This window comes from Arthrobacter sp. 10T425 (genome assembly GCF_056393985.1).
Genome location: NZ_JBFTGZ010000068.1, coordinates 1 through 494, shown reverse-complemented (window position 1 = coordinate 494; position 494 = coordinate 1). Strand labels below are relative to the sequence as shown.

The following is a 494-nucleotide window of genomic DNA, read 5'->3' as shown; positions in this document are numbered from 1 at the left end:
CGCATCGCGGTGGCCCAGAGCCGGCCGGCGCGGTAGGAGGAACGCACCAGGGGCCCGGACATGACGCCGAGGAAGCCGATCTCGTCCGCCTCATTTTGCAGGTCGACGAATTCCTGCGGCTTGACCCAGCGGTCCACCGGCAGGTGCCGTTCGGAGGGGCGCAGGTACTGGGTGATGGTGATCAGGTCGCAGCCGGCCTCGTGCAGGTCCCGCAGCGCCTCGGAGATTTCCTCGCGGGTCTCGCCCATGCCGAGGATCAGGTTGGACTTGGTGACCATGCCGAGCTTGCGGCCCTGGGTGATGACGTCCAGGGAGCGCTCGTAGCGGAACGCCGGGCGGATCCGCTTGAAGATCCGGGGCACGGTTTCGACGTTGTGGGCGAAGACCTCGGGCTTGGAGTCGCAGATCGCCGCGATGTGCTCGGGCTTGCCGGAGAAATCGGGGATCAGCAGTTCGACGCCGGTGCCCGGGTTCAGTTCGTGGATCTTGCGGAC

Annotated in this window: 1 protein-coding gene; it reads right to left on the bottom strand. The window is 67.0% G+C overall.

What is annotated here, in order from left to right; genetic code table 11:
* Positions 1 to 494: lipoyl synthase (locus tag AC1DDH_RS20550; protein ID WP_476956224.1), on the bottom strand; the 494-nt coding region annotated here is incomplete at both ends.